We start from the raw sequence: 14,791 nt of genomic DNA on the forward strand, positions 1-14,791 counted from the left end.
CACCTGGCTACCGTGCAGGCATGGCCGCCCCGAGCACCGTGAGCACCACCGACTGGCAGGACCCCGACGCCGTCCGCTTCATGCTGGACGAGTGCGAGACCTGGGCCGTCGTCGGCCTCTCCGACGACCCCAGCCGTACGGCGTACTCCATCGCCTCGCTGCTCCAGCAGCGCGGCAAGCGGATCGTCCCGGTGCACCCGAAGGCGCCCACGGTCCTGGGCGAGCAGGGGTACGCCACGCTCGCCGACGTCCCCTTCCCCATCGACGTCGTCGACGTCTTCCGGCGCTCGGAGGCGGCCGGCGAGTTCGCCGACCAGGCGGTCGCGGTGGGCGCCAGGGCGGTGTGGTTCCAGCTCGGCGTCATCGACGAGGAGGCGTTCGCGCGGACGACCGCCGCCGGCGTCCCGATGGTGATGGACACCTGCCCCGCGATGGAGTGGCGCCGGTAGCTGCGCTTGCCGAGGGGTACCGGCCTCGCATGGACGCCGAGATCACCCTCACCCTCGATGGCGAACGGCGGACCGTCACCGTCGACACCCGCACCACGCTGCTCGACGCGATGCGCGAGCGCCTCGGCGTCATCTCGCCGAAGAAGGGCTGCGACCACGGGCAGTGCGGGGCGTGCACGGTGCTGCTCGACGGCCGCCGCCACCTCACCTGCCTCGCGCTCGCGGTGTCGTACGACGGCGCGGAGGTGGTCACCGCGTCGGGGCTGGCGGGCGACGACCTGCACCCGGTGCAGCAGGCCTTCCTCGACCACGACGGCTACCAGTGCGGCTACTGCACCCCGGGCCAGGTGTGCTCGGCGGTCGGTGTCCTCGACGAGGTGCGCCAGGGGCATCCGAGCCACGTCACCGAGGACCTGGACACGGACCCCGAGCTGACCGACGACGAGGTCCGCGAGCGGATGAGCGGCAACCTGTGCCGCTGCGGCGCGTACGCCGGCATCCTGGCCGCCGTCCACCAGGCTGCCCAGGAGACTGCGGGGCACTCGGCATGAGGGAGCTGGAGTACCTCCGCCCGACCGACGCCGCCGAGGCGGTCGCGGCTGTCACCGGTCACCCGGGCGCCCGCTTCCTGGCCGGGGGCACCAACCTCGTCGACCACCTCCGGCTCGGCGTCGCGACGCCGGAGCTGCTCGTCGACGTGCGCCGGCTCCCCCTCGACCAGGTCGAGGAGGTCGAGACGCCGGACGGGCCCGGCCTGCGGATCGGCGCCAACGTCCGCAACAGCGACCTGGCCGCCGACCGGCGGGTGCGCTCCCTTTTCCCCGCGGTCTCGCGGGCCCTGCTCTCCGGCGCCTCGGGGCAGATCCGTCACCAGGCCACCACCGCCGGCAACCTGCTGCAGCGCACCCGCTGCGTGTACTTCCAGGACGTCACGACGCCCTGCAACAAGCGCGAGCCCGGCACCGGCTGCTCGGCGATCGGCGGCTACGACCGCTACAACGCGATCCTCGGCGCCAGCGAGGAGTGCGTGACCGTGCACCCCTCCGACCTCGCGGTCGGCCTGGCCGCGGTGGACGCGACGGTGGTGGTCCTCGGCCCGCACGGGGAGCGCCGCCTCCCGCTGACCGACCTGCACCGGCTGCCCGACGACCGCCCCGACGAGGACACCACGCTCCACCACGGCGACCTGATCACCGCGGTCGAGCTGACCGCGTCCCCGATGGTGCGGGCCTCGACGTACTACAAGGCGCGCGACCGGGCGTCGTACGCCTTCGCGCTGGTCTCGGTCGGCGCCGCCCTCGAGCTCGCCGAGGACGGGACCGTCGCCGACGTGCGGATCGCGTGGGGCGGCGTGGCCCACAAGCCCTGGCGCGCCCGCCGGGCGGAGGACGCGCTGCGCGGCCGGCCGCTCACCGAGGACGCCGTGCGCGCGGCCGCCGAGGAGGAGCTCGCCGACGCGGACGCCAGCGCCGGCGCCGCCTACAAGGTGCCGATGGTCCGCAACGCGACCGCCATGGTGCTGACCCGACTGGCCCGGGAGGCCACCCGATGACCGAGCTGCGCCCCGAGCCGATCACCGCCCGCGCGATGGGCCGCGACCTCGGCCGCGTCGACGGCCGGGAGAAGGTCACCGGCCGGGCGGTGTACGCCGCCGAGCACGCGGCCGCCGCGACCGACCCCCTGCACCTCGCGCTGGTCACCTCCCGGATCGCCCGCGGCCGGGTGACCGCGATCGACGCCCGGGCCGCGCTGGCGCACCCGGGCGTGGTCTCGGTGCTCGACCACACCAGCGCGCCCCGGCTCGCGCAGACCGACAACGGCGAGCTGGCGATCCTGCAGGACGACGTCGTGCAGTACCGCGGCCAGATCGTCGCCGTCGTCCTCGCCGAGTCCTCGGAGTCCGCACGGGAGGGGGCGGCGCTGGTCGAGGTCGCCTACGCCGAGGAGCCGCACGAGGCCGAGCTCCGCGAGGACAACGCGACCTACCGCCCCGACGAGGTCAACGCGGGGATGGAGACCGACACCGAGGAGGGCGACGTCGACGCCGCCCTGGCCGAGGCCGACGTGGTCCTCGAGGCGACCTACCGCACGCCGTACGAGCACAACAACCCGATGGAGCCGCACGCCCTGGTCGCCCACTGGGACCCCGACGCGGAGCTGCTCACCCTCGACGACTCGACCCAGGGCGTGTTCGGCGTGGTCTCCGCGCTGGCCCCGATGCTGGGCCTGGAGCCCGCGCAGATCCGGGTCCGGGCGGCGTACGTCGGCGGCGGCTTCGGCAGCAAGGGCGAGGTGCACAGCCCCGAGATGGCGGCCGCGCTCGCGGCGCTGAGCATGCCCGGGCGTCCGGTCGTGCTGGCCGTGACCCGGCAGCAGATGTTCTCGCTCACCGGCTACCGCACCGCGACCATCTCCCACTTCCGGCTCGGGGCGCGGGCCGACGGCACGCTGCTCGCGATCGAGCACGCCGTGCAGGAGCAGACCTCGAAGGCGCGCGAGTTCGCCGAGCAGACCGCGTCCCCGACCCGGATGATGTACGCCGCCCCGCACCGCCGCACCAGCCACCGGCTGGCCCGGCTCGACGTCGCCGTGCCGTCGTGGATGCGCGCGCCGGGCGAGATGCCCGGGATGTACGCCCACGAGGTCGCCATGGACGAGCTCGCGGAGGCCTGCGGGATCGACCCGATCGTGCTGCGCGAGCGCAACGAGCCCGCGATCGACCCCGAGACGGGGAACCCGTGGAACGACCGGCGGCTGCTCGAGTGCCTGCGCAGCGGAGCAGAGCGGTTCGGCTGGGCGGACCGACCGGCGGAGCCGCGGGCGACCCTCGACGGCGACTGGTGGGTCGGCACCGGCGTGGCCGCCGCGACGTACCCCGCCATGCGGATGCCGGGCAACACCGCCCGGGTGCGCTCGCTCGACGGCGACCGCTACGAGGTGGCGATCGGCGCCGTCGACATCGGCACCGGGGCGCGCACCGTGCTCACCCAGATCGCCGCCGACGCGCTCGCGGTGGAGACCGCGCGGATCGAGCTGCTGATCGCCGACTCCACGCTGCCGTCCGCCTCGACGGCGGGCGGCTCGTCCGGCACCAGCTCGTGGGGGTCGGCCATCGCGGCCGCAGCCCAGCAGTTCCGCGCCGACCACGGCGAGGACCCCGACCCGGGCCTGCACACGCTGGCCTCCCCCGCCGCCAACCCGCACGCCGAGACCCACGCGCTGCACTCCTTCGGCGCGGTCTTCGCCGAGACGCGGGTCAACCGCTGGACCGGCGAGGTCCGGATGTCGAGGCTCTACGGCCTCTACTCCGTGGGTCGCGTGATCAACCCGGCGACCGCGCGCTCGCAGTTCCTCGGCGCGCTGGTCATGGGGCTGTCGGCGGCGCTGCACGAGGAGTCCCACCGGGACCCGCGCTTCGGCCACGTCGTCACCCAGGACCTCGCGACCTACCACGTCGCGACGCACGCCGACGTCCGCGGGATCGAGGCGGAGTGGCTCGACGAGGAGGACCACTTGGTCACCCCGATGGGCTCGCGCGGGGTGGGCGAGATCGGCATCGTCGGCACCGCCGCGGCGATCGCCAACGCGACGTACCACGCCACCGGCGTCCGGGTCCGTGAGCTGCCGCTCAGCCCCGACCACTTCGTGTCCTGAGCGCTAGCGAGGCACCAGGGCGGCGGTCTCGCGGGACGCGGCGCTGACCGCGCGCTCCAGCGGCCCGGGACGCCGGAGGGCGGCGTACGCCGAGCCGATGCCGAGCAGCACCAGCACGTGCCAGACGTACGCCGAGGGCTCCTCGGGCGGCCAGAGCCGCTCGGTGCGCAGCAGCACGTGCAGGCTGTAGAGCGTGAGCGTCATCGTGCCGGCGCCGAAGAAGACCCGCACCGCCTCGCGCGGGACCGCGGGCAGCGCCCCGACGAGCAGCAGGCAGCCCCCGATCACCAGCAGCGCGCTGCCGATCGTCTGCACGAGGTCGAACGGCGTCGCGCTGTGCGGCGCCACCACCAGCAGCCAGGACCACGGACCGTCGGCCGGCGTCGTCCCGCCGGTGCCGGTGGCGACCTCGTCCGGCAGCCCCGGGATCGCGGGCCACCGGTCGGTGAGCGCGTGCGAGACCTGGGTGGCGACCACCGCCAGCGCCAGGCCGGACCCGGCGAGCGTCGCCTGCACCCGCCGGGAGCCGAGGTCGGCGCGGCCCAGGGCCATGCCGACCAGCAGGTAGGCGACCCACGGCAGCACCGGGTAGTAGCCGGTCAGCAGCAGCTCCGAGGCCAGCTGCCCGGGCTCGGCGAGCTGGTCGAACGCCGGGCTGTCGTACCCGCGCTCGGGCAGGTGCGGGCGCACCGCGTGCGAGAGCACCGGGACCACCACGACCCAGGCCGCGGCCAGCACCAGCAGCGCCCGCGTCCGCAGCCCGACGAAGACGGCGCCGACGCAGAAGAGCAGGCCGTAGTAGGTCAGGATCACCGCCAGGCCGGAGTCGGCGAGCGCCAGGGCCAGCCCGAGGACGGCGACCAGCAGCGCGCGGACCACGATCCCGACGGTGCGGGCCGCGCGCTCGCGCCCCGCGACCGGCGTACGACCCCCCGTGGAGAGCGCGAGGGTGACGCCGGCGAGCACCGCGAAGAGGGCCGAGGCCCGGCCGCCCGCGAGCCACTGACCCAGAGTCAGCGTCCCGTCGGGGTCGCGCTCGTCGAGGACGTGGGTGGCGACCATCCCGAGCAGGGCCACGCAGCGCGCGACGTCGAGGCCGACGAGCCGTACCCGGCTGCTCGGCCCCGCCACGGTCAGAACCCGAGTCGGCGCGGCGCGGCGTCCCGCCGGACCGTCGCGCCCTTCTCCTGGGCGGTGGCCTTGAGCTCGGCCTGGAAGTCGGTCATCCGCTGCTGCAGCGCCGGGTCCGTGGCGGCCAGGATGCGGACGGCGAGCAGCCCGGCGTTGCGGGCCCCGCCGACGGCCACGGTGGCCACCGGGACGCCCGCCGGCATCTGCACGATCGAGAGCAGCGAGTCGAGGCCGTCGAGGTGCTTGAGCGGCACCGGCACGCCGATCACCGGCAGCGGGGTGACCGCGGCGAGCATGCCCGGCAGGTGGGCCGCGCCGCCGGCGCCCGCGATGATCACCGACAGCCCGCGGCCGGCGGCCTCCTTGCCGTAGGCGAGCATCTCCTCCGGCATCCGGTGCGCGGAGACCACGTCGGCCTCGTAGGCGATGTCGAACTCGGCCAGCGCCTCCCCCGCCGCCCGCATCACGGGCCAGTCGGAGTCGGAGCCCATCACGATGCCCACGCTGGTCATGTCACTCGCTCTCGTTGCCGAGGTCGCCGCGGAACCAGGCGGCGGCGTGCCGCGCCCGCTCCAGGCAGTCCTCGAGGTCGTCGCCGTAGGCGTTGACGTGGCCGACCTTGCGCCCGGGGCGCAGGTCCTTGCCGTACAGGTGCACCCGGAGGTACGGGTCGCGGGCCAGCGCGTGCGGGTACCCGTCGTAGAGCCGGCCGACCTCGGGGTGCTCGCCGCCGAGGATGTTGACCATCACCGTCCAGCGGGCCCGCGGCGCCGGCGACCCGAGCGGCAGGTCCAGGACCGCGCGCAGGTGGTTCTCGAACTGCGAGGTGACCGCGCCGTCCTGGGTCCAGTGGCCGGTGTTGTGCGGGCGCATCGCGAGCTCGTTGACCAGGATCCGGCCGTCGGTGGTCTCGAACAGCTCGACGGCGAGGATGCCGGTGACGTCGAGCGCGCCGGCGATCCGCAGCGCCACCTCCTGGGCCTGCCCCGCCAGCGCGGGGTCCAGGTCGGGCGCGGGCGCCACGACCTCGTGGCAGATCCCGTCGCGCTGCGTGCTCCAGACGACGGGGTACGCCGCGGCCTGGCCGCTCGGGGAGCGCGCGACGAGGGCGGACAGCTCGCGGCGGAAGTCGACCCGCTCCTCGGCCAGCAGGCGCACGCCGGACTCCGCCGCGACGCGGAACGGCTCGGCGCACTCCGCCGCGGAGCCCACGAACCACACGCCCTTGCCGTCGTACCCGCCGCGCGTGGTCTTCAGGACGCAGGGGAAGCCGAACGCCTCGACCTCGGCGACGTCGGCCACCAGGGCGTTGCGCGGGCACGGGACGCCGAGCTCGGCGAGCCGCTCGCGCATCACGCCCTTGTCCTGGGCGTGCACGAGCGCCCCCGGGCCGGGCCGCACCGCGACCCCGTCGGCCTCCAGCGCGTGCAGGTGGTCGGTCGGCACGTGCTCGTGGTCGAAGGTGACCACCGCGCAGCCGTCGGTGACCCTCCGCAGGGTCTCGAGGTCGCGGTAGTCGCCCACCACGTGGTCGGGCACGACCTGCGCCGCGGACACGCCCTCGGCCTCGGCCAGGAGACGGAGCGGGAGGCCCATCGCGTTGGCGGGCTGGGCCATCATCCGGGCCAGCTGGCCGCCGCCGATGACGGCGAGGGTGGGAGCGGCGTCGGGCACGCCGAAACCCTAGAGGATCGGTCCCGATCAGCCCTGGGCGACCGGACCCTGCGTCTCGAACCGCAGGCCCTGGCCCCGGATCGTGGTGATCAGGTGCGGGTGGCGGGTGTCGTCGCCGAGCTTGCGGCGCACCCAGCCCAGGTGCACGTCGATGGTCTTCGAGGACGTCCAGAACGTCGTCCCCCACACGTCGCGCATCAGCTCGTCGCGGGTGACGACCTCGCCCGCGCGGGAGATGAGCGCGTGCACGAGGTCGAACTCCTTGCGCGACAGCACCACCTCGTCGTCGCCCCGCCACGCACGACGGGCCTCCGGGTCGACCCGGATCTCCTGCACCTCCAACACCCCGACCACGGTACGAGGATCGGACGGCGTCCGCCGCCGATGTCAGAAAATGACAGTGGCCACTTCCTGCCACCTGGTCGCGGCGCGGCCGCACCGGCCGCGGCCGGTCCCTGCCGTCTCAGTGCCGTCGTACGGCGAGCGGCTCGACCAGGCCGAAGCCGCGGACCGGGCGGGCCGGCAGCCGGCGGGTCTCGAACTGGTCGGGGGGCAGCAGGTCGGCGGTGCGCGGGTCGATGATGATCCGGTTGCGCCGGGCGACGGCGGTGAGCCGGGCGGCCATGTTGACCGGCGGGCCGAAGACGTCGCCGAGCCGCATCACGACCGACCCGGTCGCCAGCCCGAGCCGGACGTCGGGCATCCGCGGGTCGCGGCCGACGACGTTGATGATCCCCTCGGCGGTGTCGTAGGCGCGGATCGGGTCGTCGTTCACGAACAGCACCGAGTCGCCGATGCTCTTGATCACCCGGCCGCGCTGGGCGGCGACCACGTCGGCGCACCGGGACTCGAAGAGCTCGACGAGGTCGCCGATCCGGTCCTCGGTGAGCTCGTTGGACAGCGCCGTGAACGCGACGATGTCGGCGAAGCCGATCGTGAGCTCGGTCGTGTGCAGGTCCTCCTCCTTGGCCCCGAGCGCCTCGACGCGGGCGACCGAGGCGGCAAGGTGGCGCCGCCAGACGTAGACCAGCAGGTCCTCGAACGGTCCGGAGAACTCCTCGATCATCCGCAGCGCCGAGCTGACCCGACCGATGTGGAGGTCGCCGCCCTGCTCGGCGGCGAGCTGCTCGACGCGGTGCAGCAAGGCGGTGGTCTCCCAGTCGGCGAGCCGCGCCATGGTCTGGCCGACGGCCCGGGTCAGGGTGACCGCGAGGTCGAAGTCGATCAGTCCGCTGTCGACGAGCCCGCTGACGATCCGGACGGCGTCGGTGTCGGCCTTGTTGAAGGCGGTCGCCGCGCCGTGCTCCGGGAACCCGAGCGCCCGCCAGAGCCGGCGGGCCTGGTCCACAGTGATGCCGGTCTCGGCCGCCACGTCGGCGGCGTCGAAGACCGGCTCCTCCCCGAGGATCGCGTGCTCGAGGCCCTCGGGGTCGGGGTCAGATTCCTTCATCGCGAGCCGTGGCCTCCGTGGCCTGGTCGTGGAGCAGCAGGTGCACGCGTCGCTTGGTCTCCTCGACGCGCGGGATGTCGGGCAGCACGACCCGGCCGTGGGTGCTGGCGTCGCTGACCACCAGCGTGCCGCAGCCGAGCAGCCGGTCGATGACGTGCAGCTCGATCTCGATGTCGCTGATCCGCGACAGCGGGATGTCGTGGCCGCGGCGGGTCAGCACGCCGGTGCGGGTGATCAGCCGGCGGTCGGTGAACGTGTAGTGGTCGGTCAGCCAGCCCAGGAACGGCCAGACCGTGAAACGCAGGATCCCGAGCCCGGCCACGACCCACCCGACGAGGGTGACGACCTCCTGGTCGATGAGCACCTGCACCGCGACGCCGAGGGCCAGGAAGGCGACCAGCGCCAGCAGCGGCAGCAGGAGCGCCTTGGGGTGCGTGCGGGTGCTGACGACGACGCGCTCGCCCTCGGTCAGCAGCTTCGGTGAGATGGCCACGGACGGATCATGTCACCAATGCCGCTCAGCGTCCGGCCGGTCGCACGTGCACGACGTCCCCGGCGCCCACCGCCGTCGGCCCGTCGGGGCCGGCCACCACGAGCCGGCCGCCGGGGTCGATGCCGGTGGCCCGGCCGATCAGGTCCGCCCCGCCGGGCAGCTGGACACGGACGTCCCGGCCCACGGTCACGCAGGCCTCCGTGTACGCCGCGCGCAGCTCGGCGTCGCCGCGCTCGCCGCCCGCCTGCCACCCGTCGTACGCCGTGCGCAGGGCGGCGAGCAGGTCGACGAGCAGCTCGGTGCGGTCCGGCGCGGTGCCGCCCGCGAGCAGCAGCGAGGTCGCGGTCGGGACGGGGAGCTCGTCGGCGGTCATGGAGACGTTCAGGCCGATCCCCACGACCGCGGCCGGGCCCACCGGCGACTCGACCCGCTCCACCAGGATCCCGGCCACCTTCCGGTCGCCGAGGAGCACGTCGTTGGGCCACTTCACGCCGGCGTCGTACCCGCGTGCGCGCAGCGCCCGGCCCACGGCGTACCCGGTCAGCAGCGGGAGCCACGGCCAGGAGCGCGCCGGCACCGCGGGCCGGAGCAGCACCGAGAAGACCAGCGCCGACCGGGCCGGGGCCTCCCAGGTGCGGTCCAGCCGGCCGCGCGCCGCGGTCTGGTGCTCGGCCGCCACCACCAGGCCCTCCGGCTCCCCGGACCCGGCGCGCTCGACGACGGTGGCGTTGGTGGAGGCGACCTCCTCGACGACCTCGACCCGGGTGCCCGGGGCCCGCTCGGGCGCCGCGGCCAGGCGGTCCGGGTCGAGCGGCGGACGGGAGGGTGACGGGCACCACGTCGACTCGGCGTTCACGGGCACTACATTGACCCACGGCCATGCACGGACGCCAACGAGGAGACGAGCACCAGTGAGCGCACAGCCCGGCGAAGGCACCGAGGTCCCGGACGGACCCGACGCCCCCGACATCCACACCACCGCCGGCAAGCTGGCCGACCTCGATCGGCGCCTCGACGAGGCGGTGCACGCGGGCTCGGCGAAGGCGGTCGAGAAGCAGCACGCGAAGGGCCGCAAGACCGCCCGCGAGCGGATCGAGCTGCTCTTCGACGAGGGCTCCTTCGTCGAGCTCGACGAGCTCGCCCGGCACCGCTCCACGGCGTTCGGCCTGGAGAAGACCCGGCCCTACGGCGACGGCGTGATCACCGGGTACGGCTCGATCGACGGCCGCCAGGTGTGCGTGTTCTCCCAGGACTTCACGGTCTTCGGCGGCTCGCTCGGCGAGGTGTACGGCGAGAAGATCGTCAAGGTCATGGACCTCGCCATCAAGACCGGCTGCCCGATCATCGGCATCAACGAGGGCGCCGGCGCCCGCATCCAGGAGGGCGTGGTCTCCCTCGGCCTGTACGGCGAGATCTTCCGCCGCAACGTGCACGCCTCGGGCGTCATCCCGCAGATCAGCCTGATCATGGGCAACTGCGCGGGCGGCCACGTCTACTCCCCCGCGGTCACCGACTTCACCGTGATGGTCGACCAGACCTCGGCGATGTTCATCACCGGCCCCGACGTGATCAAGACCGTCACCGGCGAGGACGTCTCGATGGAGGACCTCGGCGGCGCGCGCACCCACAACACCAAGTCGGGCAACGCCCACTACATGGCCTCCGACGAGGACGACGCGCTGGAGTACGTCAAGGCGCTGCTGTCGTTCCTGCCGCAGAACAACCTCGACGAGTCGCCGACGTACGACGACGCCGCCGTCACCGAGATCACCGAGCTGGACCGCACGCTCGACACGATCATCCCGGACAGCCCGAACCAGCCCTACGACATGCACGACGTGATCACCGCCGTGCTCGACGACGAGGAGTTCCTCGAGGTCCAGGAGCTCTTCGCGCCCAACCTGATCATCGGCTTCGGCCGGGTCGAGGGCCGCTCGGTCGGCGTCGTGGCCAACCAGCCGATGCAGTTCGCCGGCACCCTCGACATCGACGCCTCCGAGAAGGCCGCGCGGTTCGTGCGGTTCTGCGACGCCTTCAACATCCCGGTGCTGACCTTCGTCGACGTCCCCGGCTTCCTGCCCGGCACCGACCAGGAGTGGAACGGCATCATCCGCCGCGGCGCGAAGCTGATCTACGCCTACGCGGAGGCCACCGTCCCGCTGGTCACGGTGATCACCCGCAAGGCCTACGGCGGCGCGTACGACGTGATGGGCTCCAAGCACCTCGGCGCCGACATGAACGTCGCCTGGCCGACCGCGCAGATCGCCGTGATGGGCGCCCAGGGCGCCGCCAACATCGTGCACCGCAAGACGCTCGCCGCGATCGAGGCCGACGGCGGGGACGTCGAGGCCAAGCGCGCCGAGCTCATCGACGAGTACGAGACGACGCTCGCCAACCCCTACATCGCCGCCGAGCGGGGCTACATCGACGCCGTCATCCAGCCGCACGAGACGCGGCTCGACATCGTCCGGGCGCTGCGCCTGCTGCGCTCCAAGCGCGAGACGCTGCCGGCCAAGAAGCACGGGAACATCCCGCTGTGACCGCGGACGCGAGCCCGGCGCCGTACCTCCGGGTGGTCAACCCCGACGCGACCCCCGAGGAGGTGGCGGCGGTCGTCGCCGTCCTCTCCTCGCTGGGCGGCGGCGCCCCGCCCGCGAGCCGCCTCGTGCCGTCGTGGTCGGCCCCGCACCGCCAGGTCCGCCGTACCCTCCCCCACGGCCCCGGCGGCTGGCGCGCGAGCTCGATGCCGCGCTGAGGGATGGTTCGGCAGGGTCAGATTCACCGGTCGACCGGTGAATCTGACCCTTGACCGACGGAGCTTCGTCGGTCAAGCGGAAGGTCTGTCGGTCCAGTACGCCGCGGCACGGCCTCGGCGGGAGGATTCACCGGTCGACCGGTGAATCTTGCGCTTGACCGACAGAGCTTCGTCGGTCCAGGGGAAGGTCCGTCGGTCCAGTACGCCGCGGCGCGGCGCGGGCGAGCGCCGGCGGTCAGACCGCCTCGGCCATCCGGTAGCCGACGCCCTTGACCGTCTCGATGTAGCGCGCGGTCGGGCCCTCGTCGCCGAGCTTGCGGCGCAGGTTGGCGACGTTCACCTCGACCGAGCGCTTGTCGGCCTCGCTGACGAAGTACGACGTGACGTACTGCTGGCCGCGCATGGTCAGCACCAGGTCGGCCTTGCTGCGCACCCGGCGACCGGTCTCCAGCAACGAGGCCAGCAGGTCGAACTCCGCCTGCGACAGCTCGACCGTGACGCCGTCGAGGGTGACGATCCGGGTCTCGCGGTCGAGCGCCAGCCCGTTGAGACGCAGCCAGCTGGTGACGGCCATCCGCTCCGCGAGCGACCCGGACCGCGGGGCCTCGGTCCGGACGGGGGCGGGCGGCGGCGTCGCCGCGTGCTGCTGGACCGGCTGGGCGGCCGGCTCGGGCGGGGCCGGGGGCAGGGGCTGCTCGTCCACCGGGGGCAGGTACGGGTACCGCGGCTCGGGCGCGCCGCGGCGCTTGCCGGCCCCGCCGTACGGCGAGAGTGCCGGCTCGCCGGTCTCCAGGTCACGCGCGGCCTCGGCGGCCCAGGAGTCGACCGAGGGCTCGGGCTCCGGGGCACGGGCCGGTGGCTCCTCGGGCGCGCTCGGCGGCACGTCGTACCGGGCGCGCGGGCGCCGCAGCATCGAGTCGGCGCGGGCGCGCAGCTCGCGCGGGCGGAACGGCTTGACCAGGTAGTCGTCGGCACCGGCCTCGAACCCCTGGACGACGTCGATCTCGTCGGCGAGCGCGGTGATCATGATCAGGTAGGTGCTGCTGAACTCCCGCAGCCGCTTGGCGACCGCGAAGCCGTCCATGCCGGGCATGTTCACGTCGAGCGTGGTGATCAACGGGTTGTGGTCGCGCACGGCGTCGACACCGAGGGGACCGTTCTCGGCGACGACGGTCTTGAAGCCCGATTGCGTGAGCACGATGTCGATCAGGTCGCGGACGTCCGGGTCGTCCTCGATGATGACCGCGGTCCACTGGTTGCCCGCATCCATGGGCGGGAGCCTAACAACGCGATCGGGTCCGCGACGCCGTACCGCGCCATTGCTTGCCGGAAGTCGCAGCGTGACGCGGAATCCTCGGGCACGATGTGCCGGTGCCCCGCTCCGTGCTCGCCCTGGTGATCTCCCTGACGTCCCTGCTGCTGGTCGCCCCCGTGCTGCCCGCGCAGGCAGCCGACGTGGCCGCCGTGCCCACCACGACCACGCTGACGGCGAGGGTGACCGGGCCGCTGCAGGTCACCCTCGACATGGAGGTGCGGGCCGAGGACGGGTCGGTGCCCACCGGGTCGGTCGAGGTGCGCGAGGGCGAGGACGTCGTCGCGACGGCCGTCCTCACCGACGGGCGCGCCGCCACGACGGTCTCGACGAGCGTCGGCGAGCACACGTACGTCGCGACGTACGTCGGTGACGCCGCGTTCCAGGGGTCCGAGTCCGCGACGACGGTGGTCGTCCGCCACCCCTACGACTGCCGCGGGTCGTTCTGCCAGCCGACGTCCCTCCAGATCAGCAGCAAGAGAGTGGTCTCCCCGGGCGCCCGCCCGACGCTCAAGGTCAGCGTGCGGATCAAGGGGAACGCCCCCGCCGCCACCGGTCGCGTCGCCCTGAGGCTGCAGGGTCCGGGCACCCGGTGGCGGGTCGGCCGGGACTACCAGGACGAGACGGTCAAGGTCCGGCTACCCCGGCTGCGCAAGGTCGGCGTCTACAAGGTCACCGTGAGGTTCAAGCCGGCCCCCGGCTCCAGCACCGAAGCATCCGTGAGGAGCACCAGGATCCTCGTGCAGAAGCGCCGCCACTAGCCTCTCCCGGTGACCTCGCTCGTCCTGGCCTCCGCCTCCCCCGCCCGCCTCGCGACGCTCCGCAGCGCGGGCGTCGAACCCGTCGTGATCGTGTCCGGCGTCGACGAGTCCCAGCTCGAGGGGCTCGCGCCGGCGGACCTCGCGCGCGGCCTCGCCGAGCTCAAGTGCGCCGCGGTGGCGCAGCGCGACGACCTGCCCGAGGGCGCGCTGGTCCTGGGCTGCGACTCGGTGCTCGAGCTGGACGGCGAGGCGCTGGGGAAGCCCGCGGACGCCGAGGAGGCGGTACGCCGCTGGCACGCGATGCGCGGGCGCAGCGGGGTGCTGCGCACCGGCCACTGCCTGCGCGACACCGCGACCGGCCGCACCGTCTCGGCGACCGCGTCCACCACCGTCCACTTCGCCGACGTCAGCGACGACGAGATCGCGGCGTACGTCGCGACCGGCGAGCCGCTGCTGGTGGCCGGCGCGTTCACCGTCGACGGCCTCGGCGGCGCGTTCGTGACCGGCATCGAGGGCGACCACCACAACGTGGTCGGGGTGAGCCTGCCGCTGCTCAGGGAGCTGACGGCGGAGCTGGGACACTCCTGGACGGCTCTGTGGTCGCCGCGTCCGGCTCCGCACCCTCCGGCAGGTACAGGTCGTTGAGGTTGATCGGCCGGTGGAAGACGAAGGTGCGGAACAGGTAGAACCGCGCCCCCAGGCCGAGCAGCAGCCCGATCACGTTGGCGGCGATGTTGTCGGAGACCGGGTCGTCGAGCCCGAGCACGTCGCGGCTGATCATCAGGCAGGCGATCGGCAGCGTCATCGTCAGCACGTTGATGGCGACGTACGCCGTGAGCCCGCCGTCGGCGTGCCGCGGCGGCCGGTCGCGGAACGCCCAGTTGCGGCTGCCGTGGTAGCTGATCCCCATGCCCACGGTGTTGGCGAGGACGTAGGCGAGGATCGGCTGGTCGGCCAGCAGCGCGTCGCGGCCCGGGACGAAGCCGTGCACCATCAGGTTGAACAGGAACAGCGCGACCATCGTGGCCAGTCCGCCGACGGCGAGGAACCGACCCGCTTCGGCGAGGACGCGCTGGCTCCGGCTGGACACGGCGCCAAGGCTAACCGCCGCC

17 protein-coding genes are annotated in these 14,791 nt (G+C 73.7%); 8 read left to right on the top strand and 9 right to left on the bottom strand.

Annotation, left to right across the window (positions count from 1 at the left end):
- Window positions 1-20 precede the first annotated feature (20 nt).
- From H4O22_RS15955 to H4O22_RS15970, 4 genes are read left to right on the top strand one after another with little or no spacing between them, the layout of a single operon-like run.
- Entirely contained in the window at window positions 21-449 is a 429-nt protein-coding gene (locus H4O22_RS15955) for a CoA-binding protein (RefSeq protein ID WP_182524326.1), read from the top strand.
- Window positions 450-478: 29 nt separating this feature from the next.
- Window positions 479-1,000 (top strand): 2Fe-2S iron-sulfur cluster-binding protein, encoded by a 522-nt coding sequence (locus H4O22_RS15960; protein WP_182524327.1) that lies wholly within the window; start codon window positions 479-481, stop codon window positions 998-1,000.
- On the top strand, window positions 997-2,001 hold the full coding sequence (locus tag H4O22_RS15965; RefSeq protein WP_182524328.1) for an FAD binding domain-containing protein: 1,005 nt from the start codon (window positions 997-999) through the stop codon (window positions 1,999-2,001). Before H4O22_RS15960 ends, H4O22_RS15965 begins: the two co-directional genes overlap by 4 nt.
- Window positions 1,998-4,103, top strand: a complete 2,106-nt coding sequence (locus H4O22_RS15970; RefSeq protein ID WP_182524329.1) for a xanthine dehydrogenase family protein molybdopterin-binding subunit — start codon at window positions 1,998-2,000, stop codon at window positions 4,101-4,103. Before H4O22_RS15965 ends, H4O22_RS15970 begins: the two co-directional genes overlap by 4 nt.
- Before the next feature lie 3 nt (window positions 4,104-4,106).
- Here H4O22_RS15970 and H4O22_RS15975 read toward each other — a convergent pair whose 3' ends face one another.
- From H4O22_RS15975 to H4O22_RS16005, 7 genes are all read right to left on the bottom strand, one after another.
- The gene (locus H4O22_RS15975; RefSeq protein ID WP_182524330.1) at window positions 4,107-5,234 is read right to left on the bottom strand and encodes a heparan-alpha-glucosaminide N-acetyltransferase domain-containing protein; all 1,128 of its coding nucleotides are present in this window, start codon (window positions 5,232-5,234) and stop codon (window positions 4,107-4,109) included.
- Between the two features lie 2 nt (window positions 5,235-5,236).
- Window positions 5,237-5,746 carry a 5-(carboxyamino)imidazole ribonucleotide mutase gene (gene purE, locus H4O22_RS15980; protein ID WP_182524331.1) on the bottom strand — a complete coding sequence of 170 codons (510 nt, stop codon included), beginning with the start codon at window positions 5,744-5,746 and terminating at the stop codon, window positions 5,237-5,239.
- Window position 5,747: 1 nt separating this feature from the next.
- Entirely contained in the window at window positions 5,748-6,908 is a 1,161-nt protein-coding gene (locus H4O22_RS15985) for a 5-(carboxyamino)imidazole ribonucleotide synthase (protein ID WP_182524332.1), read from the bottom strand.
- A gap of 27 nt (window positions 6,909-6,935) precedes the next feature.
- The gene (locus H4O22_RS15990; RefSeq protein ID WP_182524333.1) at window positions 6,936-7,253 is read right to left on the bottom strand and encodes a winged helix-turn-helix domain-containing protein; all 318 of its coding nucleotides are present in this window, start codon (window positions 7,251-7,253) and stop codon (window positions 6,936-6,938) included.
- Between the two features lie 118 nt (window positions 7,254-7,371).
- Window positions 7,372-8,358 (bottom strand): adenylate/guanylate cyclase domain-containing protein, encoded by a 987-nt coding sequence (locus tag H4O22_RS15995; protein WP_182524334.1) that lies wholly within the window; start codon window positions 8,356-8,358, stop codon window positions 7,372-7,374.
- Entirely contained in the window at window positions 8,345-8,851 is a 507-nt protein-coding gene (locus H4O22_RS16000; RefSeq protein WP_182524335.1) for a PH domain-containing protein, read from the bottom strand. The genes H4O22_RS15995 and H4O22_RS16000 overlap by 14 nt, the downstream gene beginning before the upstream one ends.
- A gap of 25 nt (window positions 8,852-8,876) precedes the next feature.
- A complete protein-coding gene (locus tag H4O22_RS16005) occupies window positions 8,877-9,707 on the bottom strand; it encodes a biotin--[acetyl-CoA-carboxylase] ligase (protein ID WP_244962998.1) in 831 nt (276 codons plus the stop codon).
- 55 nt (window positions 9,708-9,762) lie between these two features.
- On the opposite strand from H4O22_RS16005, the gene H4O22_RS16010 reads away from it, so the two are divergent.
- Together H4O22_RS16010 and H4O22_RS16015 are read left to right on the top strand one after the other, a co-directional pair.
- The gene (locus tag H4O22_RS16010) at window positions 9,763-11,391 is read left to right on the top strand and encodes an acyl-CoA carboxylase subunit beta (RefSeq protein WP_182524336.1); all 1,629 of its coding nucleotides are present in this window, start codon (window positions 9,763-9,765) and stop codon (window positions 11,389-11,391) included.
- Window positions 11,388-11,606 (top strand): acyl-CoA carboxylase subunit epsilon, encoded by a 219-nt coding sequence (locus H4O22_RS16015; RefSeq protein WP_182524337.1) that lies wholly within the window; start codon window positions 11,388-11,390, stop codon window positions 11,604-11,606. Before H4O22_RS16010 ends, H4O22_RS16015 begins: the two co-directional genes overlap by 4 nt.
- A gap of 235 nt (window positions 11,607-11,841) precedes the next feature.
- On the opposite strand, the gene H4O22_RS16020 is transcribed toward H4O22_RS16015, so the two are convergent.
- Window positions 11,842-12,876: a response regulator transcription factor gene (locus tag H4O22_RS16020; RefSeq protein ID WP_182524338.1), complete on the bottom strand. Its 1,035-nt coding sequence runs from the start codon at window positions 12,874-12,876 to the stop codon at window positions 11,842-11,844.
- 101 nt (window positions 12,877-12,977) lie between these two features.
- Between H4O22_RS16020 and H4O22_RS16025 the strand changes: the two genes are divergently transcribed.
- On the top strand, window positions 12,978-13,679 hold the full coding sequence (locus tag H4O22_RS16025; RefSeq protein ID WP_182524339.1) for an Ig-like domain-containing protein: 702 nt from the start codon (window positions 12,978-12,980) through the stop codon (window positions 13,677-13,679).
- 9 nt (window positions 13,680-13,688) lie between these two features.
- Window positions 13,689-14,324 (top strand): Maf family protein, encoded by a 636-nt coding sequence (locus tag H4O22_RS16030; RefSeq protein ID WP_182524340.1) that lies wholly within the window; start codon window positions 13,689-13,691, stop codon window positions 14,322-14,324.
- Here H4O22_RS16030 and H4O22_RS16035 read toward each other — a convergent pair.
- Window positions 14,233-14,769, bottom strand: a complete 537-nt coding sequence (locus H4O22_RS16035; RefSeq protein WP_182524341.1) for a GtrA family protein — start codon at window positions 14,767-14,769, stop codon at window positions 14,233-14,235. The two genes, H4O22_RS16030 and H4O22_RS16035, sit on opposite strands and share 92 nt — an antisense overlap.
- Window positions 14,770-14,791 lie beyond the last annotated feature (22 nt).

Origin of the sequence: Nocardioides dongkuii, assembly GCF_014127485.1 — a bacterium.
GTDB classification, from domain to species: Bacteria; Actinomycetota; Actinomycetes; order Propionibacteriales; family Nocardioidaceae; genus Nocardioides; species Nocardioides dongkuii.

What these genes read in the sequence shown, in the direction of transcription:
- H4O22_RS15955 (WP_182524326.1), top strand. Translation starts at nt 21, where the DNA reads ATGGCCGCCCCGAGCACCGTGAGCACCACCGACTGGCAGGACCCCGAC.
- H4O22_RS15960 (WP_182524327.1), top strand. Translation starts at nt 479, where the DNA reads ATGGACGCCGAGATCACCCTCACCCTCGATGGCGAACGGCGGACCGTC.
- H4O22_RS15965 (WP_182524328.1), top strand. Translation starts at nt 997, where the DNA reads ATGAGGGAGCTGGAGTACCTCCGCCCGACCGACGCCGCCGAGGCGGTC.
- H4O22_RS15970 (WP_182524329.1), top strand. Translation starts at nt 1,998, where the DNA reads ATGACCGAGCTGCGCCCCGAGCCGATCACCGCCCGCGCGATGGGCCGC.
- purE (WP_182524331.1), bottom strand. Translation starts at nt 5,746, where the DNA reads ATGACCAGCGTGGGCATCGTGATGGGCTCCGACTCCGACTGGCCCGTG.
- H4O22_RS15995 (WP_182524334.1), bottom strand. Translation starts at nt 8,358, where the DNA reads ATGAAGGAATCTGACCCCGACCCCGAGGGCCTCGAGCACGCGATCCTC.
- H4O22_RS16020 (WP_182524338.1), bottom strand. Translation starts at nt 12,876, where the DNA reads ATGGATGCGGGCAACCAGTGGACCGCGGTCATCATCGAGGACGACCCG.